This is a genomic window from Paenibacillus sabuli (genome assembly GCF_014705605.1).
GTDB lineage: Bacteria > Bacillota > Bacilli > Paenibacillales > Paenibacillaceae > Paenibacillus_D > Paenibacillus_D sabuli.
On record NZ_JACXIZ010000069.1, the window covers coordinates 1 to 21,552 of the forward strand.

Annotated in this window: 13 protein-coding genes and 1 rRNA gene; 9 read left to right on the top strand and 5 right to left on the bottom strand. The window is 60.6% G+C overall.

The features are described from left to right. The first annotated feature begins 880 nt into the window (after nucleotides 1–880). A complete protein-coding gene (locus IDH44_RS25135; RefSeq protein ID WP_190921579.1) occupies nucleotides 881–1,780 on the top strand; it encodes a diacylglycerol/lipid kinase family protein in 900 nt (299 codons plus the stop codon). 83 nt (nucleotides 1,781–1,863) lie between these two features. On the opposite strand, the gene IDH44_RS25140 is transcribed toward IDH44_RS25135, so the two are convergent. Together IDH44_RS25140 and IDH44_RS25145 are read right to left on the bottom strand one after the other, a co-directional pair. Beyond that, nucleotides 1,864–2,631 carry a flagellar motor protein MotB gene (locus tag IDH44_RS25140; protein ID WP_190921580.1) on the bottom strand — a complete coding sequence of 256 codons (768 nt, stop codon included), beginning with the start codon at nucleotides 2,629–2,631 and terminating at the stop codon, nucleotides 1,864–1,866. Further along, the gene (locus tag IDH44_RS25145) at nucleotides 2,615–3,415 is read right to left on the bottom strand and encodes a flagellar motor protein (protein WP_190921590.1); all 801 of its coding nucleotides are present in this window, start codon (nucleotides 3,413–3,415) and stop codon (nucleotides 2,615–2,617) included. The genes IDH44_RS25140 and IDH44_RS25145 overlap by 17 nt, the downstream gene beginning before the upstream one ends. A gap of 266 nt (nucleotides 3,416–3,681) precedes the next feature. Here IDH44_RS25145 and uvrB point away from each other — a divergent pair, with 266 nt between their 5' ends. Together uvrB and uvrA are read left to right on the top strand one after the other, a co-directional pair. After that, complete coding sequence (uvrB, locus tag IDH44_RS25150; RefSeq protein WP_190921581.1) at nucleotides 3,682–5,679, top strand: excinuclease ABC subunit UvrB; 1,998 nt, start codon at nucleotides 3,682–3,684, stop codon at nucleotides 5,677–5,679. Nucleotides 5,680–5,722: 43 nt separating this feature from the next. Continuing rightward, complete coding sequence (uvrA, locus tag IDH44_RS25155) at nucleotides 5,723–8,608, top strand: excinuclease ABC subunit UvrA (protein WP_190921582.1); 2,886 nt, start codon at nucleotides 5,723–5,725, stop codon at nucleotides 8,606–8,608. Between the two features lie 622 nt (nucleotides 8,609–9,230). Here uvrA and IDH44_RS25160 read toward each other — a convergent pair. Beyond that, a complete protein-coding gene (locus IDH44_RS25160; RefSeq protein WP_190921583.1) occupies nucleotides 9,231–10,847 on the bottom strand; it encodes a nitrite/sulfite reductase in 1,617 nt (538 codons plus the stop codon). Nucleotides 10,848–11,125: 278 nt separating this feature from the next. Here IDH44_RS25160 and IDH44_RS25165 point away from each other — a divergent pair, with 278 nt between their 5' ends. Further along, complete coding sequence (locus tag IDH44_RS25165) at nucleotides 11,126–11,347, top strand: hypothetical protein (RefSeq protein WP_190921584.1); 222 nt, start codon at nucleotides 11,126–11,128, stop codon at nucleotides 11,345–11,347. 104 nt (nucleotides 11,348–11,451) lie between these two features. Here IDH44_RS25165 and IDH44_RS25170 read toward each other — a convergent pair whose 3' ends face one another. After that, nucleotides 11,452–12,420: a sugar phosphate isomerase/epimerase family protein gene (locus IDH44_RS25170; RefSeq protein WP_190921585.1), complete on the bottom strand. Its 969-nt coding sequence runs from the start codon at nucleotides 12,418–12,420 to the stop codon at nucleotides 11,452–11,454. Between the two features lie 226 nt (nucleotides 12,421–12,646). Between IDH44_RS25170 and IDH44_RS25175 the strand changes: the two genes are divergently transcribed. After that, nucleotides 12,647–15,301: a U32 family peptidase gene (locus tag IDH44_RS25175; protein WP_190921586.1), complete on the top strand. Its 2,655-nt coding sequence runs from the start codon at nucleotides 12,647–12,649 to the stop codon at nucleotides 15,299–15,301. A gap of 80 nt (nucleotides 15,302–15,381) precedes the next feature. On the opposite strand, the gene IDH44_RS25180 is transcribed toward IDH44_RS25175, so the two are convergent. Continuing rightward, the gene (locus IDH44_RS25180; RefSeq protein WP_190921587.1) at nucleotides 15,382–15,738 is read right to left on the bottom strand and encodes a hypothetical protein; all 357 of its coding nucleotides are present in this window, start codon (nucleotides 15,736–15,738) and stop codon (nucleotides 15,382–15,384) included. A gap of 113 nt (nucleotides 15,739–15,851) precedes the next feature. Here IDH44_RS25180 and IDH44_RS25185 point away from each other — a divergent pair, with 113 nt between their 5' ends. From IDH44_RS25185 to IDH44_RS25200, 4 genes are all read left to right on the top strand, one after another. Next, entirely contained in the window at nucleotides 15,852–16,571 is a 720-nt protein-coding gene (locus IDH44_RS25185; RefSeq protein WP_223870023.1) for a heptaprenylglyceryl phosphate synthase, read from the top strand. Between the two features lie 113 nt (nucleotides 16,572–16,684). Beyond that, complete coding sequence (pcrA, locus tag IDH44_RS25190) at nucleotides 16,685–19,009, top strand: DNA helicase PcrA (protein WP_223870024.1); 2,325 nt, start codon at nucleotides 16,685–16,687, stop codon at nucleotides 19,007–19,009. Between the two features lie 97 nt (nucleotides 19,010–19,106). Further along, nucleotides 19,107–21,122, top strand: a complete 2,016-nt coding sequence (gene ligA / locus IDH44_RS25195; RefSeq protein WP_190921589.1) for an NAD-dependent DNA ligase LigA — start codon at nucleotides 19,107–19,109, stop codon at nucleotides 21,120–21,122. 366 nt (nucleotides 21,123–21,488) lie between these two features. Beyond that, nucleotides 21,489–21,552 (top strand): 16S ribosomal RNA (locus IDH44_RS25200); the annotation flags it as partial.

Below are 21,552 nucleotides of genomic sequence, written 5' to 3' on the forward strand. Positions count from 1 at the left end.
GCGTAAAATGTGAGGCTACTCAGCGGAATCCGCTCCGGCGGCGGAAATAAGCGCAAAATGTGAGGCTACCCAGCGGAATCCGCTTCGGCGGCAGAAATAAGCGCAAAATGTGAGGCTACTCAGCGGAATCCGCTCCGGCGGCGGAAATAAGCGCAAAATGTGAGGCTACCCAGCGGAATCCGCTTCGGCGGCGGAAATAAGCGTAAAATGTGAGGCTACTCAGCGGAATCCGCTCCGGCGGCGGAAATAAGCGCAAAATGTGAGGCTACCCAGCGGAATCCGCTTCGGCGGCGGAAATAAGCGTAAAATGTGAGGCTACTCAGCGGAATCCGCTCCGGCGGCAGAAATAAGCGTAAAATGTGAGGCTACTCAGCGGAATCCGCTCCGGCGGCAGAAATAAGCGCAAAATGTGAGGCTACTCAGCGGAATCCGCTCCGGCGGCGGAAATAAGCGCAAAATGTGAGGCTACCCAGCGGAATCCGCTTCGGCGGCGGCCTTGTTACGGCCTTGTTCCTCCTACCGAAGCACGTTCGTCCAGCAGTTGATAGCCCGGTTATGGGAGGTGTCAAGTTTCCGGGAGCCGGAATATTTGTGTAGGGCGGTCGGTATAGAAGTAAATCTGGCATGTTGCGATCTGCAACGGACAGATATGACCGTTACAACGCCGATTGTGCCTCATGTGTGTTGTAGAGGCGTGAGGGGCCCGATGAGCCTGGGCAAGCCCGAACGAGCCCTGACGAATCCGATGTATGACACAAGCGCCGCCTGACCGCGCAAAAAAATGACGCCGAACGGTCGGCCTAGTGACGCCGAACGGCCTGCCTTTGGTTAATATATAACCAGGAGCACGGCGAGGCCGTGCGAGAGAGGGGCCTGTGTGATGAAGCAAGCGATGATTATTGTCAACCCGTCTTCCGGCAAGGCGAATGCGCTGGAGTACGTCAACAGTGTGAGCGAGGTGTTGGAGGCGGCCGGTTACCGCGTCAAGGTCGAGGAAACGGCCGAGCCGCTGGATGCGACCCGTTACTGCATTGCGGCCTGCGAGGGGCGGTATGAGACGGTCGTTTCCATCGGCGGCGACGGAACGCTGCACGAGACGATCAACGGTCTGGTGGACCGCGAGCATCGCCCGCGGCTGGGCGTGGTGCCGCTCGGCACCGTCAACGATTTTGCACGTGCGCTGCGCATCCCGCTTGACCCGGACGAAGCCATTGCCGCTTTGAACTCGCCGCATACCCGGCGCGTGGATTTGGGCCGGCTCAACGAGGAGCTGTTCGCCAATGTGGTGGCTGCCGGGACCCTGCCCGAATCACTGGCGCAGGTGACTTCCGAGGAGAAGTCACGTTTAGGTGTATTTGCTTATCTTAAGGAGGGGGTTAAGGAATTGGTCGGCTCCCATGCCCAACCGATGACCATTCGGTACAACGATCAGGTCTGGGAAGGCGAGTGCCCGCTGTTCATTGCCGCATTGACCAATTCGGTAGGCGGCTTCGAGCGCCTGGCCCCGGGGGCGGAGGTAGACGATGGTCTGCTCCACGGCTATATTTTCAAGGATCTCAGTCTGTTCACGACCATGACGGCCAGCCTGTCGCTGCTGCTGGGCAGTCTGGAGGAGCACAAGGATGTCATCGCCTTCACGTCTGATTACGTGGAAATCGACTCCCCCTCGGCGCTGCGCACCAACGTTGACGGCGAGACCGGACCGCCGCTCCCGATTCGCTTGCGCGTACTGCCCAGGCACATCGAAGTAATCGTGCCGGCCGCGGCAGAGGAAGCGTAGACTGTGAAGGACTAGCAGGACGCGCACGCCGCCAGAACGACGCGCATACGGCCAGAATGCACACCGCCAGGACGCGCCGCCAGCTATTTGGCTTGGGCCGGGCGCAGCACCGTAATTTCGACCCTTCGATTCTGCTGCCGCCCCTCCGGATCGGCATTGGACGCGACCGGCCGCGTATCGGCATAGCCGGCCAGCTCGAAGCGCTCCGGCGCCAGCCCGGCCGTATCGACATAATAGCGCAGCACCGACAGTGCGCGCGCGGCGGACAGCTCCCAGTTGTCCTGGAACGAGCTGCCGCGCTGGAGCGGCAAGTTGTCGGTATGTCCCTCGATGCTTATCGTGTTGGGCAGCTGCTCGAACAGACTCGCCAGCTTGCGCAGCACCGGCTGCGCCGCCTGCTTGAGATCGGCGCGGCCGAGATCGAATAAAAACAAATCATTGAGCCGAATCGCGATGCCGCGCGGCGTATCCGCAACGGTAATCTGCTGCTCCAATTGCTGGGCGCGGATGTAGTCCTCAATAATGCGCAGCAAGTCCTGCAGCTCGCGCTCTTGTACCTGTGCGGCGGCCTCCGCCGTCACCTCGCGCTCCGGCTGCGCCGCGTCGTTCGATCGGGAGGCGGGTTGACCGTCCAGGACGCCGGCGCCGCCCTCCAGCGGCGTGCCCGCATAGCGGAATTCGAATTGCAGCGACTGGGCCAGCGTTTCGTACTTGCGCGCGTCGAGCTGACTCATCGCATACAACACGACGAAAAAAATGAGCAGCAGCGTAATCAGGTCCGAGTAGGTAATCAGCCAGCGCTCCTGCTTGTCGGCGGACTGCCGCGCGCCCGTTCTACGCCTGCGCCGCATCGGCATCCTCCCTTTCTCCGCGCGAGCGCGGCGATTCCGGCTGAAACGGCAGGTAGGAGGACAGTTTTTTGCGAATGAGCTGCGGATTGTGCCCGGCCTGCACGGCCAGGACGCCCTCGACCAGCATCTCCAGCACGAGCGCCTGCTCCTCCTGGCGCGATTTGATCTTCATGGCTAGCGGCAGGTACAAAATATTGGCGCTGGCCACGCCATACAGCGTCGCCGTGAAGGCGACGGCGATCGAAGGGCCGAGCGCGCCCGGGTCCTCGAGATTTCCCAATACGTGAATCAGCCCCATCACCGTGCCGATGATCCCCATCGTCGGCGCGTAGCCGCCGGCCGCTTCGAAAATTGCGGCTTGCTGCTGGCGGTGCTGCTCCGCCGCATCCATCTCCAGCTCCATAATTTGCCGTGTCAGCTCCGGGTCGGTGCCGTCCACGACCATGAGCAGGCCGGATCGCAAAAACGGATCCGGATGATCGAGTGCCTGCCGCTCCAGCGCCAGCACGCCTTCCCTGCGCGCAACTGTCGCCATTTCCACCAGCTGATCGACCAGCTCCGCAGGATGGCGTGTCTCAAGGCGAAAAGCAAAGCGAAGCGCATCGGGAATGCCCCTCAGCTTGGTCCACGGAAAGCTGACGGTCACGGCGGCGAAGGTGCCGCCGAACACGATGAGCAGGGCGGTATATTCGACTAGGCCCTCCAAGTGCCCGCCCTCCAGCAGAAAACCTCCGATCAGCGCAAGCAGCCCGGCGGCAAGGCCGACCGCGGTCGTACGATCCAATCTTCGCAAAAACGAAACCTCCCGTAGCAAAATCCAATATCGGCCGCGCAAAAAGAGGGAATATCCACCGATTGCAACCGGCTGGTAAAAGCAGTATAATATAGCGATGGGAACACATATTCTTACCACCGACGGCGGATAGCACGGCAATTCTAACCAATCGGGCCTGTTTTTTAAGCGCCTGTCTATTTTATCGGGTAATTCGGGTATAACTTTGAATAGGCCTTTTATCATATCGTGCGATACCAGCGGAGAGGGGACGGGGTATGAGCGAAATCGAAGTGGCCGCGAAAGCCTTTGAGCTAAAGTCGGAATACGCGCCGCAGGGCGACCAGCCCGCCGCAATCGAGGCCTTGGTCGAGGGCACGCGGCAGGGGCGGGTGCATCAGACGCTGCTCGGCGCGACCGGCACCGGCAAAACTTATACGATGGCCAACGTCATCGCCAGGCTGGGACGGCCGACGCTTGTCATCGCGCATAACAAGACGCTGGCCGCCCAGCTTTGCAGCGAGTTCAAGGAGCTGTTTCCGGACAATGCGGTCGAGTACTTCGTCAGCTACTACGACTATTACCAGCCGGAGGCGTATATTCCTTCCTCGGATACGTATATCGAGAAGGACTCCAGCATCAACGACGAGATCGACAAGCTGCGCCACTCCGCGACGAGCGCGCTGTTCGAGCGGCGCGACGTCATCATCGTCGCCAGCGTCTCGTGTATCTACGGTCTGGGCTCGCCGCGCGAGTACAAGGACATGGTGCTCTCGCTGCGGGTCGGCATGGAGAAGCCGCGCAACGCGATTTTGCACAAGCTGGTCGACATTCAATATCAGCGCAATGACATCAACTTCACGCGCGGCACATTTCGCGTGCGCGGCGATGTCGTTGAAATTTTTCCCGTCGGCAACAATGAGCGCGCCGTGCGGGTCGAGCTGTTCGGCGACGAGATCGACCGCATTACCGAGATTGACGTGCTGACGGGCGAGATTGTCGGGCAGCGCGATCATATCGCGATTTTCCCGGCCTCTCACTTTGTCACCCAGGAGGATACGATGAAGCGGGCGCTGGTCAATATCGAGGCCGAGCTCGAGGAGAGGCTCGCCGAGCTGCGCGCCCAGGACAAGCTGCTGGAGGCGCAGCGGCTGGAGCAGCGTACCCGTTACGACATCGAGATGATGCAGGAAATGGGCTTTTGCTCCGGCATCGAGAATTACTCCGGACCGCTGACCTTCCGCGAGCGCGGCGCGACGCCGTACACGCTGCTCGATTTTTTCCCCGACGACATGCTGATCGTCGTCGACGAGTCGCATGTCACGCTGCCGCAGATTCGCGCGATGTACAACGGCGACCGGGCGCGCAAGGAAGTGCTCGTCAATCACGGCTTTCGCCTGCCCTCGGCGATGGACAACCGGCCGCTGCGGTTCGAGGAGTTCGAGTCCAAGATCAATCAGATTGTCTACGTCTCGGCGACGCCGGGTCCGTACGAGCTGGAGCATTGCCCGGAGATGGTGCAGCAGATTATCCGTCCGACGGGACTGCTCGACCCGATCATCGAGCTGCGTCCGACCAAGGGGCAGATCGACGATCTGCTCGGCGAGATCAACAGCCGGGTGGCCAAGGACGAGCGCGTGCTGGTGACGACGCTGACCAAGAAGATGTCCGAGGACCTGACCGACTATCTCAAGGAAGTCGGCATCAAGGTGCGCTACCTGCACTCGGACATCAAGACGCTGGAGCGCATGGCGATCCTGCGCGATCTGCGGATGGGCGTCTTCCACGTGCTGGTCGGCATCAACCTGCTGCGCGAGGGACTCGATCTGCCGGAGGTGTCGCTGGTGGCGATCCTCGACGCCGACAAGGAAGGCTTCCTGCGTTCGGAGCGCTCGCTGATTCAGACGATCGGCCGGGCTGCGCGCAATAGCGAGGGCCGCGTCGTCATGTACGGGGACAAGATTACCGATTCAATGGACAACGCGATGAAGGAGACACAGCGCCGTCGCGAGATACAGATGGCTTACAACGAGCGTCACGGCGTCACGCCGCAGACGATCCGCAAGCGCATCTACGACGTCATCGAAGCGACCAAGGTGGCCGAGCAAAAGGCGGAGTACCTGCCGGAGGGCGGACTCGGCAAAATGTCCAAAAAAGACCGCCAGTCGCTGATCGGCCGCCTCGAGGCGGAGATGAAGGAAGCGGCCAAAAATCTGCAATTCGAGCGGGCGGCCGAGCTGCGCGATGCGCTGATGGAACTTAAGGCGGAAGCGTAGTGAAGAAAAGTGCTTCACTGCGCTTCAAAGGGAGGAAACGCGAGTGGCAACCGAACATATCGTGGTGAAGGGCGCGCGCGCCCACAATCTCAAAAATATCGACGTGACGATTCCGCGCGACAAATTCGTCGTGCTGACCGGGCTGAGCGGCTCCGGCAAATCGTCGCTTGCTTTTGATACGATCTACGCCGAAGGCCAGCGCCGCTACGTGGAGTCGCTCTCCGCCTATGCGCGCCAATTCCTCGGCCAGATGGAAAAGCCGGACGTCGATTCGATCGACGGCCTGTCGCCCGCCATCTCCATCGACCAAAAAACGACGAGCCGCAACCCGAGATCGACCGTCGGTACCGTGACCGAGATCTACGATTACTTGCGGCTGCTGTTCGCCAGGGTCGGCAAACCGCATTGTCCGGAGCATGGCCTGCCGATCACTTCGCAGACCGTGGAGCAGATGGTGGACCGCATCCTGACGTATCCGGAGCGCACGCGGCTGCAGATCCTTGCGCCGATCGTCTCCGGGCGCAAGGGCGAGCATGCCAAGCTGCTGGCCGACATCTCCAAGCAAGGCTTCGTGCGCGTGCGCGTCGACGGCGAGCTGCGGGAGCTGAGCGAGCAGATCGAGCTGGAGAAGAACAAAAAGCACAGCATCGAGGTCGTCGTCGACCGGATCGTCGTCAAGCCCGATGTGCAGACCCGGCTGGCCGACTCGCTGGAGACGGCGCTCAAGCTGTCCGACGGTCAGGTCATCGTCGACGTCATGGACCAGGAGGAGCTGATGTTCAGCTCCCGGCTCGCCTGCCCGGAATGCGGCTTCAGCATCGACGAGCTGGCGCCGCGCATGTTCTCCTTCAACAGTCCGTTCGGCGCGTGCCCGACCTGCGACGGCCTGGGCTCGAGGATGATCGTCGATCCCGAGCTGCTCGTCCCCGATCAGACCAAGACGATTGCGGAAGGCGCGTTCGAGGCCTGGGCGGGCAGCACGTCGAACTATTATCCGCAATTTCTCGAATCGGTGTGTCGGCATTACAAGATTCCTCGGGACAAGCCGGTCGGCGAGCTCACTGCGGAGCAGATGAAGAAGCTGCTCTACGGCACGGGCGGGGAGCGGATACGGTTCCGCTACCAGAATGACTTCGGCCACACCAAGGAGGCGCTGGTGCCGTTCGAGGGCATCGTGCCGAACCTGGAGCGGCGCTATCGCGATACGGCCTCCGACGGCATCCGCGAATACATCGAGCAATACATGAGCGCCAAGCCCTGCGGCACCTGCAAGGGCGACCGGCTGCGCAAGGAGAGCCTGGCGGTCACCGTCGGCGGCGAGAACATTGCCCACGTCACGGCGCTGTCGATCGGCTCGGCGCAGCAGTTTTTCGACGGACTTGCGCTCAGTGACAAGGATCGTACGATCGCGCATCTGATCCTGCGCGAGATCAATAGCCGACTCGGCTTCCTCGTCAATGTCGGACTCGCCTACCTGACGCTCAGCCGCGCCGCCGGGACGCTCTCGGGCGGCGAGGCGCAGCGCATCCGGCTGGCGACCCAGATCGGCTCGAGCTTGATGGGCGTGCTCTATATTCTTGACGAGCCGAGCATCGGCTTGCATCAGCGGGACAACGACCGGCTCATTCAGACGCTGGAGCATATGCGCAATCTCGGCAATACGCTGATCGTCGTCGAGCACGACGAGGATACGATGCTGGCCGCCGATTATCTGATCGACATCGGGCCTGGCGCCGGCATTCACGGCGGCGAGGTCGTGGCGCAGGGTACGCCGCAGGAGGTCATGGCCCACGAGGGCTCCCTGACCGGGCAGTACCTGAGCGGCCGCCGCTTCATCCCCGTGCCGGAGCAGCGCCGCCAGACGGACGGGCGCTGGCTGGAGATCCGCGGCGCCAGGGAGAACAACCTGCGCAGCCTGAACGCCAAGATTCCGATCGGCGTATTCACGGCCGTGACCGGCGTATCGGGATCGGGCAAGTCGACGCTGATCAACGAGATTCTGTACAAGGCGCTCGCGCGCGATCTCAACAAAGCCAAAAAGCGCCCTGGCACCCACAAGGAGCTGCGCGGGATCGAGCATCTGGAGAAGGTCGTCGACATCGATCAGTCGCCGATCGGACGCACGCCGCGCTCCAACCCGGCCACCTATACCGGCGTATTCGACGACATCCGCGACGTGTTCGCCGGGACCAACGAATCCAAGGTGCGGGGCTACAAGAAGGGACGCTTCAGCTTCAACGTCAAAGGCGGACGCTGCGAGGCGTGCCGCGGAGACGGCATCATCAAGATCGAGATGCACTTCCTGCCCGACGTGTACGTGCCGTGCGAGGTGTGCAAGGGCAAGCGATATAACCGCGAGACGCTTGAGGTGAAGTACCGCGGCAAGAGCATCGCCGACGTATTGGAAATGACAATTGAGGACGCAACGGAATTTTTCAAAAACATTCCGCGCATTCATCGCAAAATGCAGACGCTGTTCGACGTCGGCCTCGGCTACATGAAGCTGGGCCAGCCGGCGACGACGCTCTCGGGCGGCGAGGCGCAGCGGGTCAAGCTGGCGGCGGAGCTGTACCGGCGCAGTACCGGCAAGACGCTGTACATCCTCGACGAGCCGACGACCGGTCTGCACGTCGACGACATCGACCGGCTGCTCGTCGTGCTGCATCGGCTCGTGGATGCGGGCGAGTCGGTGCTCGTCATCGAGCACAATCTCGATGTCATCAAGACCGCCGACTATCTGATCGATCTCGGACCGGAGGGCGGCAGCGGCGGCGGCACGATCATTGCGACCGGCACGCCCGAGCAGGTGGTGAAGGCCAAAGGCTCGTACACCGGGCAGTATTTGAAGCCGGTCCTGGAGCGCGATCAAGCGCGTACGGCAGAGCTGCGGCGGCGCGAGCAGGAAGGCGTCGCGGCGGCAGCCGAGTAGAGCCGCGACGAATCGAGAGGAGACGGCACGTCCCTCTCAGACGGGGCGTTACGTACAGGCTTGACTCTGCGGGTCCCAGGCTACGATGAATCGCTCATCGTAGCCTTTTTTACTATTTGTTTTTACTCGATTGGATGAATGCCCTGCTCATTTTTACTTAAAAATGTTCGTAAATCATTGTTCAACTGGATAATCTCATTGCGCGCACGATTCGCATAATCTGGCAGCCTCATATCCCTGACCATGTTCGTTCACAGCCATGCCATGAAGAAAAGATCCAAAAATAAGTTTGGGAGCTTAAGCGCCACCTTAAATAGGGGGGGATCCAGTGAGACGCCGGCTTTTTGTATGACCCCCAGATACGTTTTTAAAGTGGCAGTTTTAATCTGTCCGCCAAAGCCAGGGAAAGCCGGTAAAGACATAGTTGTCGGATGATTTTCTAATTCGCCAATAGGAGAGGCCAGGATATAACTGGAAAATATTCATAAAAAAAACAGTGCCCCGATTGCGATTGTGGGCACTGTTTTTGAGCGCTGACGTATGTTGGCGAACGTACGGCAAGCGTTTCGAAGACCGCATGCTGCGCATACGCCGCGCCGCGTTGGCGATTAAGCCGATGTGGCTAAGCCGTTGCAGCCAGAATTTCGGTGAGCTTTTCCTGAAAAGCAGGCACGCCCACGCGCTGGACGAACTGGTGGAACGACTCGCTGTCGGTGCGCTCCGCCTTATAGAACGCGACGAGCTCGGCCAGTACAGGGCCGACCTCGTCACCCTTGACTCGGCCCTTGAGCGCCTTGTTGAACTGGGCGTCCGGCCCGAGGATGCCGCCTACCGCGATGTCAAAGGCATCCACCATTCCGTCTGGCGTCTTGACCAGGGTGCCCTGAAGACCGATGTCGGCAATATGCTTCTGGCCGCAGGAGTTGGGGCAGCCGATCATATGAATGCGGATCTTCTCGTCGAGCTCGACATGATCGTCGAGGTATTGGGCGACCCGGCGCGCGCGCTCCTTCGTCTCGACGATGGCCAGGTTGCAGAATTCGTTGCCCGTGCAGGAGACCGTGCGGCTCATGAAGTGCTTGGGCTTGGGCGACAGGCGCTGCAGCACCGGGGCTTGCAGCACACGCTCGACGTTCTCGTCGGCGATGCCGGCCAGAATGATGTTTTGCGTCATCGTCGTGCGAATCTTGCCGTCGCCGTACGTATCGGCGAGCTCGGCCAATTGGTCGAATTCCTCCGCATTGGTGCGGCCGACCGGCACGTTGAGGCCGATGTAGCTGTAGCCCTCCTGACGCTGCGGGTGCACGCCGTCGAAGTACACGCCCTTCCAGCCGACGATCTTGTTCTCGCCGGCATCCGGCATGTCGCCGATCAGCTCGAGCAGCTTCGCCTTGAATTTCTCCACGCCCCAGTCGGCGACGAGGAATTTCAAGCGAGCGTGGTGGCGCTTCTGGCGATAGCCATAGTCGCGGAAGATCGTGGTGACGCCGATGGCGACCTTGAGCACATCCTCCGGACGTACGAACAGATCGAGCTCCTGCGCCAGATGCGGCTTGGCGGACAGTCCGCCGCCGACATAGGCATGGAAGCCGCGCACTTCCTCGCCGTCGATCACCTTGGTGGCCGGCACGAAGGCCAGGTCGTTGATTTCGGCGTTGGCATTGTTATAAATGCTGGAGGAAATGGACATTTTATATTTGCGCGGCAGGTTCGAGAAATCCCGGTTCATCAGGAAATAATCGTTGACCTGCTCCACGAGCTCCGTGGTGTCCATAAATTCGTCCTTGTCGATGCCGGCCAGCGGGTTGCCGACGATGGTGCGCGGGCAGTCGCCGCATGCCTCGAAGCTATACAGTCCGACCGCCTCCAGGCGCTTGAAGATATCCGGCAGTTGCTCGACGCGCAGCCAATGGTACTGAATGGCCTGCCGCGTCGTCACATCGATCAAGCCACGGCCGTAATCACGCGCGATTGAAGCGAGGCCGCGCGCCTGCTCGGACGTCATGACCCCCTGGTTAATGCGGATGCGCATCATGAAGTGTCCGTCCCTCGGCTTTTGCTCGTAGACGCCAGCCCACTTGAAGCGGTTCATGTCGTCGGCATCGATGGCGTCGTAGCCCTTATGCGCGTATTCTTCAATAATGGTACGTATGACGTCCAGGCCGTCTTTCTCATGCTTGGCAAATTCAATTTTATTCAATTTGGAAGGATCCTTCATCCAAACCGCTTCATAAGCCATTGCGGGTATTCCTCCTCGGGGAACCGGATTTTGATGTTCGGCAAATGAATTCCGACGAAACCACTCAGAATATTAATGAAATCGTATCACATTTTGCGAAAAGCGACAATGGCTGCGATGCAATCCATTTATAAGTTATTGTTATACGCAGGTAAGGATCGGGTTATAGAAAGCCAATCGTGACAAAGTTGTTACACTTCCATGCTCTGACTTGCAAGGAACGCGCCAACGCGCTAACATAGGGTAATATAGGAGAAGTGCGAAAGGGAGGTCGACCGATGTTTTTGGCTACTGAGTCCGGTGGTCCCGGTTCCATTGGACAGTACAACGGATTTGACATATTCATGCTGCTGTTCACCTTGCTGATTTTCATCGGCTTTGTGCGGCTGTTGATGGCTCGTCCGCGTAAAAATAAATTTGCCATTGCGTTCGCCGGCGTATCGCTGGCCCTGTTTCTCGTAGTCGATTACATTATGATTTTCAAAATCTGGATGGCGTAAGCCGGCATTCGGATTCGTGAAAAGCCCGCAGGCGTTTCCTTGAGGATGACCCCAAGGATACGCAGCGGGCTTTTTTTCCTTGATGACGACAGTCAGTCTTTGGCTTACACCCACCACATCTCGCCGAGCGGCTCGCGGATGAGGACCTGCTTGAGGTTTTCGACCGCTTTGGAGAAGCCCTCGTCGACGGACATCAGACCGTCCTCGTGCTCGATGCTGACGACGTAGTCATAGCCGACCAGACGCAGTGCGCTGATGATGTCGGCCCATGTCTTCATGTCGTGGCCGAAGCCGACGGTGCGGAACTGCCACGCGCGGTCCAGCATTTGGGCGTAGGACTGCATATCGGTTACGCCGTGCTTGTGCACGTTGACCGGATCGATCGACGTATCCTTGGCATGGAAGTGATGAATCGCGCCGGCGCGGCCCAGTACCTGCACCGCCTGGACCGGATCGATGCCTTGCCACCACATGTGGCTCGGGTCGAGGTTGGCGCCGATGGCTTCGCCTGCCGCCTCGCGCAGCCGCAGCATCGTAGCCGGCGTATGCACCGAGAATCCGCCGTGCAGCTCGAGGCCGATTTTGACGTTGCTTTCCGTTGCCAGCTTGCCGATCTCGCTCCAATATGGAATGACCTTGTTCGTCCACTGCCAGTCCAGAATTTCCTGATAGTCGTTCGGCCATGGGGCGACCGGCCAGTTCGGATACTTGGCGTCCTCGTGATCGCCTGGGCAGCCGGAGAACGTATTGACAACCGGCACGCCAAGCTTGGATGCCAGCTCGATCGTTTGACGCAGCACCTTGTCGTGGTCACCGGAGATTGCTTTCTGCGGATGCAGCGGGTTGCCGTGGCAGCTCAGTGCGCTGATCGTCAGGCCGCGCGAGTCGACCGCCTGCTTGAACGCTTTCAGTTTGCTCTCGTCCGCGAGCAGCGCCTCCGGGTTGCAATGCGCGTTGCCGGGATAGCCGCCGGTGCCGATTTCCACCGCGTCCAGGCCTTGCGCTTTGATATAATCGAGTGCTTCTTCCAGCGGCTTTTGGGCCAAAAGGACTGCAAATACGCCAAGTTTCATTTGTTCCCTACCTCCCGCAAATTATATAGTGATGCTGTACATGATGCATTCCAATGCGTATTATAGCATGTCTAATTTGGGAAACGAAACCGTAGGCGGCACAATTGCGCAAGATTGCATAGAAATCGGTCAACTTTACGCATATCCGAAACGTGGACGGTAGCGCGGATGCTGCGGATTTGGTAAGCTACCTTATATAAATAGGAATCCGTTTGGAGGCTTTGCAATGGCATTAACGACAAAGCGCGAGATCGAACTGCTGGCGCCCGCCGGCGACTGGGACTGTCTGCGGGCGGCGGTGGCCAGCGGCGCAGACGCTGTGTTTTTCGGCGTAGAAAAATTCAATGCGCGTGCCCGCGCCAACAATTTTCGCCAGGACGAGCTGCCGGAAATTATGGCGTATTTGCACATGTACGGGGTCAAGGGCTTCTTGACCTTCAATATTCTTGTATTCGAAAACGAGCTGGAGGAGGCGCGCGGTCTGATCGAGGATTGCATCGACGCCGGCGTCGACGCGGTCATCGTGCAGGATCTGGGGCTGGTGAAGCTGATCCGCGAGCTGTCGCCGGACTTCCCGATCCACGGCTCGACGCAAATGACGATCACCTCGCCGGAGGCGGTCGAGTTCACCAAGCCGTTCGACATCGAGCGTGTCGTGCTCGGCCGCGAAAACAACCTGAAGCAGATTCGGACGATCGGCGAGCAGGCCAAGCTGCCGATGGAGGTATTCGTGCACGGCGCGCTGTGCGTGAGCTACTCCGGCCAGTGCCTGACCTCGGAGATGTGGGGCGGCCGCTCCGCGAACCGGGGCGAATGCGCGCAGGCCTGCCGCCTGCCGTACGACCTGATGGTGGACGGGATGCACAAGCCGATGGGCGACGTGACCTACCTGCTCTCCCCGAAGGATCTGGCGGCGCTGGAGCTCGTGCCGGAGCTGATCGAGGCCGGCGTCACCTCGTTCAAGATCGAAGGCCGGCTCAAGCGGCCGGAATATGTCGCCAACGTGGTCGGCAAGTATCGTGCGGCGATTGACCGTTACTTCGAAGGCGACCGCGCGGCCCCGTCCGAGGCGGAGCTGCGCGAGCTGCAGCAGAGCTTCTCGCGCGGCTTCACGCACGGCTTCCTGCGCGGCACGAACAACAAGCAGCTGGTGGAAGGCACCTTCCCCAAGAGCAGAGGCGTCTACCTGGGCCGCGTCGAGCGCGTGCTGCGCGACGCCGTCGTCTGCCGGCTCGACGCCCCGCTCAAGCGCGGCGACGGCATCGTCTTCGACGCGGGCGATCCGACCCAGTCGGAGGAGGGGGGCCGGGTCTACGACCTGCGGCGCCAGGGCGTCAAGCTCGACGGCGAAGCGCAGCCAGGCACTGTGCTCGACATTGTACCCGGCCGCAGCGATGTCAATCTGAGCCGCGTGAAGCCGGGCGACCGGATCTGGAAGACCAGCGATCCGGCGCTGGACAAGCGGCTGCGCCAGATCTATGAGACAGACAAGCCGTATCGGGTGTTCCCCCTGCATGTGCGGGTGAGCGGCGCGCTGGGCCAGCCGCTACACACGTGGTGGACCGATGCGGACAAAGGCGTCACGGTGCGCGTCGATTCCGAGCTGGAGCTGGAGCAGGCGCTCAAGCGGCCGCTCGACGAAGACGTGCTGCGCGAGCAGCTCGGCCGGCTGGGCGGCACGGTCTATCAGCTCGAGGAGCTGGAGGTGGCGCTCTCGGGCGATCTGATCGTGCCGATTCGCGAGCTCAATCGGCTGCGCCGCATCGCAGTCGAGCAGCTCGCCGGACAGCGGCCGCTGCCGCCGGTGTACACGAGGCATGCCGATCAGGCGCTCCCGGCTGCAGCGGAGCAGACGGCTTCGTACAGGGATCCGGGGGCGGCCGGGCGGCCATTGGCGACACCGGAGGAACGGTCCGCGGCCGGGTCGCCGGAACAGTCCGGGGAGCGCGTCGTACTCGCCGACCCGGCACTGCCGGACCGCCAGGACGCCAGCCCGGGCCCGGCGCGCCGGGTCCCGCAGCTGACTGCGCTGTGCCGCACGTTGCCGCAGCTGGAGGCCGCTGCCCAGAGCGAGGCCGCGCTGCTGTACGCCGACTTTGAGTTCATCAAGCAGTACCCGGCCGCCGTGGAGGCCGCGCGCCGCGCCGGCAAGCGCATCGCGCTGGCGACGCCGCGCATCCACATGCCCGGCGAGCAAGGCTATCACAACCATATTCTCAAGCTGCGCCCGGACGCCGTGCTCGTACGCAATACCGGCGCGCTGTATACGTACATGCGTGCGCGCGCACAGGCCGAGGCGGCCGGCGAGAGCGGCTTCCCCGAGCTGATCGGCGACTTCTCGCTCAATATCGCCAATCATCTGGCGGTCGAGCTGTTTCTGGAGGCAGACTGCTCGCGCGTGACGCCGTCTTACGATCTCAACGTGCAGCAGGTCGTCGATCTGCTGCGACAAGCGCAGGCCCGGCGGATGGAGATTGTGCTGCATCAGCATTTGCCGATGTTCCATACCGAGCATTGCGTGTATTGCACCTTTCTCAGCGAAGGCACCGACTATACGAACTGCGGGCGGCCGTGCGAGGCGCACCGCGTCTCCTTGCAGGACCGGATCGGCATGAGTCATCCGGTGCGGGTGGACGAGGGCTGCCGCAATACGGTGTACAATGCGATTGAGCAATCCGGCGCCGAATATTTGGATACGTTCATCGCGCTCGGCGTGCCTTCGTTCCGCATCGAATTTTTGGAGGAGACGCCGGACAAGGTGACGGAAGTGCTGGCGCTCTATCAAGACGCATTGGAGGGCCGTGTCAGCGGCAGCCAGGTCTGGCGCCGGCTCAAGGCGACGAATCAGCTCGGCGTGACGCGCGGCCAGCTCGTCCGCTGATTCGTCCACTCCCGGTTTCCTGCGCATTACGCATTACGGCTCGCGCTGTTATCTTGCAGCGCGAGCCGTTTGTCTGATGCTTATTTTTCGTAGCCGGGGTGGTTGTAATCCGGGTGCTCGAGTTCCTCAAGTATGTCCATACTGCGAATGTGGTCCCGCGTTTTTGGGGTTCCGAGCCGATAGATCGTATAGTACAACTCTTTGAGCTTGTCGTTGAAGACGGTATTGGCCGGATCGTGGTCGGCCGACTTGAACGGGATCGGGGCGTTCTTGACGGTGTCCGTATCATAGGTATGCTGACGGTCCAGCATGAGCTGCAGCTCGTCTACTTCCTTGGGCGTCGCCATGATTTCCAGATGCTCGGAGTGGGACGATGCGCTCTCGACCGCTTTGCCGGACACCGATACGAAATAAGGGCGTTTCGATTGCGTTTCCATTGAATCTCGACCTCCTTGGGTCCACCGTTCGAGGCTCGCGCCGCGCCGGCATGATATACTATATACATACACGACCGACGATTGAATTGAAACGAGGCGGAAGGTGGAAGCGCATGACAACCGCGATGCAAGTAGCCGGCTGGGAGCACGTTTTCAAGCTGGATCCGGACAAGACGCTAAGCGACGAAACGCTGGAGGCCATATGTGAATCGGGGACGGACGCCCTCGTCATCGGCGGCTCTAGCGGCGTCACGTATGACAATACAGTGGACCTGCTGGCACGGGTGCGGCGCTATGAGGTGCCGTGTGCGCTGGAGCTCTCGACGCCGGAGGCGGCGGTGCCGGGCTTTGACCTGTATCTGGTGCCGCTCGTGTTGAATACGGAGCGCGGCGCCTGGATCACCGGGCGTCAGGCCGAGGGCGTGCTCGGCTACGGTCCATTGATCCCATGGGAAGCCACGCTCGCGGAGGGCTATATTATCCTCAATGCCGAAGCCGAAGCGGCGCGGGTCACCGAAGCGCAGACGGAGCTGGACGAAGAGCGGACGCTGGCCTATGTCGACGTGGCCGACCGGCTGATGCGACTGCCCATTATCTATCTCGAGTACAGCGGCCGCTTCGGCGACATGGAGCGAGTGCGCCGCGCCCGCCGGCGGCTGGCGCAGGGGCGCCTGTTCTACGGCGGCGGCATCGCCGATGCGGAGCAGGCTGCCGCAGCCGCCTTGGCGGCGGATACCGTCGTCGTCGGCAACGCGCTCTATGCGGACTGGCGCACGGCGCTGCATACCGTGGACGCGGTCAAGCGCGTCAAGCGCGAAGGCAAGCTGGTCTAAGCGGGATAGGCACGCGCACAGAGACAAGGAGGAGTTGAAGCGATTGACAGTGCCGCGGTCCATCGCTAGACTTGAGACAAGGCGAACAAATGCGAACAAAGGAGTTCACTATGTTGAATCGAATTGACATCGACGAAGCGGTCCGCAAGCTCAACGAGCGCCAGCGCGAAGCCGTGCAGGCGACCGACGGGCCGCTGCTGCTGATGGCCGGGGCCGGCAGCGGCAAGACGCGCGTGCTGACCCACCGCATCGCATACCTGATCGAGAAGCGCCGAGTGGCGCCGTGGAGCATCCTGGCGATCACCTTCACCAACAAAGCGGCGCGCGAAATGCAGGAGCGGGTGTCTGCGCTCGTCGGCGCGCACGGTCGGGATATCTGGGTCTCGACCTTCCACTCCATGTGCGTGCGTCTGCTGCGCAAGGATATCGACCGGATCGGCTACACCTCGAACTTCTCCATCCTGGACTCGACCGATCAGCTATCCGTCATCCGGGGATGCATGAAGGATCTGAATCTGGATACGAAGAAATTCGAGCCCAAGGGCGTGCTGTCCGTCATCAGCAGCGCCAAAAACGAACTGCTCACGCCGCAGCAATACGAGAGCAAAATCGGGGATTACTATCAGCAGATCGTGGCGAATGTCTATCAGGCGTATCAGAAGCGGCTGAAGAGCAACAATTCGCTCGACTTCGACGATCTGATCATGATGACGATCCGGCTCTTCACCGAGGTGCCGGAGGTGCTGGAATTCTACCAGAACAAGTTCCGCTATATCCACGTCGACGAATACCAGGATACCAACCGCGCCCAGTACATGCTCTGCAACATGCTGGCGGACAAGCACCACAACCTGTGCGTCGTCGGCGACAGCGACCAGTCGATCTACCGCTGGCGCGGCGCCGACATTACGAATATTCTGAACTTCGAAGGGGACTATCCCGAGGCGCGGACGATCTTGCTGGAGCAGAATTACCGCTCGACCGCGGTCATTCTCGACGCCGCCAACGCGGTCATCGGCAACAACGGCGGGCGCAAGCCCAAAAAGCTGTGGACCGACCGCAAAGGCGGCCAGCCGATTCACGTCTACATGGCGGATTCCGAGCATGCGGAGGGCTATTACGTCACCGGCGAAATCCGCAAAAACCGCGAGTCCGGGCAGAAATATGCCGATCATGCCATCCTCTATCGCACCAATGCGCAGTCTCGGGTCATCGAGGAGATTTTGATCAAATCGGACATTCCGTATCAAATTGTAGGCGGAATCAAATTCTATGACCGAAAAGAAATCAAGGATCTGCTGGCTTATCTGAGACTCATCTCCAATCCCGACGACGACATCAGTCTCGCGCGCATCGTCAACGTCCCCAAGCGCGGGGTCGGCGCGACGACGATGGCCAAGCTGGCGGCCGAGGCGGCTGCGCGCGGCGTCTCGATTTTTGAGGTGCTCGGCACGCTGGATGACGCGCTCAGCAATGTGGACGTGAGCGGCAAAACGCGCAGGGCGCTGCTTGAATTCCGCGATATGATTCGCGCACTCTCGGGCATGGTCGAATATCTGTCGGTCACCGAGCTGACCGAGAAGATGCTCGAGATGGCTCAGTACCGGCTCGAGCTGCAGGCCGAGAACACGATCGAATCGCGCTCGCGTCTGGAAAATATCGACGAATTCCTCTCGGTTACGCAGGAGTTCGAGCAGCGCAACGAGGACAAGTCGCTGATCGCCTTTCTGACCGATCTGGCGCTCATTGCCGACATCGATACGATGGACAAGGAGGACGAGCCGGGCGGCGGCGACGCAGTCGTGCTGATGACGATGCATAGCGCCAAGGGGCTGGAGTTCCCGTGCGTGTTCATCATCGGCATGGAGGAAGGCGTCTTTCCGCACAGCCGCGCCTTTACCGACGAGGAGGAGCTGGAGGAGGAGCGCCGCCTGGCCTATGTGGGCATCACGCGGGCGGAGCGTCAGCTTCATTTGACGGGGGCGCGCATGCGCACGTTGTTTGGACGCACCAACAGCAATCCGCCGTCGCGGTTTTTGCAGGAGGTGCCTGAGGAGCTGAAGCGCGACGTCGGCGGCGCGGGCGGTCTCGGCCTCGGCCGCTCCGCCGTGCGCAGCGGCTACGGCGCCGCCGCGGCCAGCGGCAGAGGCCTGGGCTACCAGGGCAATGCGACGCGCCCGGGAACGGGCGGCGCGCCTGCTGCCTCTGGCAGCCCGGGACGCGTGCGCGTGACGACGGCGGCCCCGGCGGCGGCGGCCGGCAGCGGAGGGGACCGCAGCTTCACCGCCGGCGACAAGGTGGCGCACGGCAAGTGGGGCACCGGCACGATCGTCGCCGTCAAAGGCGAGGGCAACGACATGGAGCTGCAGATTGCCTTCCCGGCACCGGTCGGGTTGAAGCGGCTGCTGGCCGGATTCGCCCCGATTACCAAAGTATAGGTATTCGTATAGGAATAGCCAACATTTTTATGAATCAGCCGGCGCCCTGTCGCGGCACTATCGCGGCACTATATGGAAGAGAGGAAGGTCGTCCTTGATGGAGCAAAAGCTGGGGCGCATGGAAGCGCTGATTGCCGAGATCAATCAGCACAATTATCATTATTACACCCTCGACAAGCCTACGATCAGCGACGGGGAGTATGACAAGCTCTACGACGAACTGGTCAGCCTCGAGCAAGAAAGCGGAGTTGTCTTGCCGCAATCGCCGACGCAGCGGGTCGGGGGAGAACTGCTCAAAGGCTTTGCGCCGCATCGCCACCGGGCGCGTCTGTGGAGTCTGGACAAGGCCCAGCATGCGGAAGCATTGAACGCGTGGCATCAGCGCGTGGCGAAGGGCGTGGCCGATTACAACGCCAAGCATCCGGACGAGCCGCCGCTGCCCGCCCCCGCCTATGTCATTGAGCTCAAATTCGACGGCTTGACCTTGAATCTGACCTATGAGAATGGCGAGCTCGTGCAAGCTGCGACCCGGGGCAACGGTGTCGTGGGAGAAGGCATTCTGGCCCAAGTGAAGACCATTCGTTCCGTGCCGCTGACGATCCCTTACAAGGATGGAATCATTGAAGTCCAAGGCGAGGGCATCATGCATCTTTCCGTCCTGCAGGCGTACAATGCCACTGCGGCCGAGCCGCTCAAAAACGCCCGCAATGCCGCCGCCGGTGCGCTTCGCAATCTCAACCCGAAGGTGACGGCAGAACGCAAGCTGAGCGCCTACATCTACAACGTCGGCTATGCCGAAGAGGCGGAGTTCGCCGATCACGCCGAAATGATTCAGTTTCTCCGGGACAATCAGTTCAAGGTTAATCCGTATCTGGTCTACTCCGATGCTATCGAAGAGGTGCAGCAGGAGCTGGAGCGGGTAGCGCTGATGCGGGCGGAGCTGGACTTCTTGATTGACGGCGCCGTCGTCAAGGTCGTCGACATGCGCACGCGCGAGGCGCTGGGGTATACCGACAAGTTTCCGCGCTGGGCGGTCGCGTACAAGTTCGAATCGGAGGAAGCGACGACCTTGCTCAAGGAGGTCGGCTGGGAAGTGGGGCGTACCGGCAAGATCACGCCCGTGGCCAAGGTGGAGCCGGTCGAACTGGCGGGGGTCACGGTGCAGAATTGCACGCTGAACAACGCCGGCGACATTGCCCGCAAAAATCTGACGCATGCGCTGGGCACCCATGTCTTCATCCGTCGTTCCAATGATGTCATTCCCGAAATTCTGGGCAAGGCGGACGAAGCCGAGCAAGGAGAGGAGATTGCCATTCCGGCGACCTGCCCTTCTTGCGGGACGGAGCTCGAGCAGCGCGGCGCCCATCTGTTTTGCAACAACAAGCTGGCCTGCCGTCCGCAGATCATCGGCCGCATTGTCCACTTTGCCTCGCGCGATGCGATGGACATCGAGACCTTCAGTGTCATGACGGCGGAGCAGTTGTATGAGGAATGCGAGGTGCACGACCCGGCTGATCTTTACGAGCTGACGTATGACGACCTGATCAAGCTGGAGCGTTTCGGCGACAAAAAAGCGCGCAATTTGCTGGATGCATTCGAAGCGTCCAAGACGCGCGATCTCGCTTCGTTTTTGTTTTCGCTCGGCATTCCGAACACGGGGAAGGCGACGACGCGTCTTTTGGCCAACCATTACCGCGACCTCGACCGCATCATGGCCGCCGAAGCGGAAGAGCTGGTAGAACTGCCGGACATCGGGGCAATTGTTGCGGAGAGCATTACCGGGTTTTTCCGAGATCCTGCGATTCGGACGAGCATCGAACGTTTGCGTGCGCTCGGGGTCAAGGCCGAACCGGAGCAGCCGGCCGCTGTACGGGAAGACAGTCCGTTTCACGGCAAAACCGTGGTCCTGACCGGCACGCTGTCCGCCCTCACCCGGGACGATGCGGCCAAGCGGCTCGAGGCGCTCGGCGCCAAAGTAACCGGCAGCGTATCGAAAAAGACCGATTACGTCGTCGCGGGAGACAATGCCGGCAGCAAGCTTGCCAAGGCGCGTGATCTCGGCATCGAAGTCATTGAAAACGAACAGGAATTTCTGCGGTTGCTCGGGGATTGACGAGGACAGCTCCAGGTGCCGCGGCTTTGCCGCGGCAATTTTTTAAAATAAAGCTTGCGTCATTAATCTAGATGTGGTACATTACTTCTTGCGGCTTTGAAGCACGAGGCGGCAAGGCGGTCCTTTCCGCCGAAGACGTTTTGTGAGCAAAACGGCAAGCGATGGAAGCAGCAGCTTCCGATCAAAAAAAAGAGCTTGACGTTCTAATGAGAAGCTGATATTATGAGTAACTGTCATGACTCAATGTTGAGCGCATGACGGACAAGTTCCTTGAAAACTGAACAAATGGATCACGTCGATTCATAAGATTTAAAAAGCTAGCATGAGCTATGCAAGCTTTCAATAAAACGCATCTTCGGGTGCACTTTTATGGAGAGTTTGATCCTGGCTCAGGACGAACGCTGGCGGCGTGCCTAATACATGCAAGTCG